The following is a 241-nucleotide window of genomic DNA, read 5'->3' on the forward strand; positions in this document are numbered from 1 at the left end:
CGATTTAGAAGTATATACTTGAACCACTTCTTTTCCGTCTGCTTTTCCTGTGTTTTTAACATCAACCGAAACTTCAATAACATCGTTTTGTGCGTAATCGGTTTTGTTTGTTTTTGCATTTTCTAAAGCAAAAGTAGTGTATGATAATCCGTAACCGAAAGGATATAACGGCGCTACATTTTTAGTATCAAACCAACGGTATCCTACCAAAAGTCCTTCTGCGTAATTTACTGTTTTGTCT

General features: G+C 35.3%; 1 pseudogene. It reads right to left on the minus strand.

From position 1 onward, the window contains the following. Positions 1 to 241: pseudogene (locus tag ACWA1B_RS23475) on the minus strand (glycosyl hydrolase); the annotation flags it as partial.

This window comes from Flavobacterium xizangense (genome assembly GCF_054075145.1).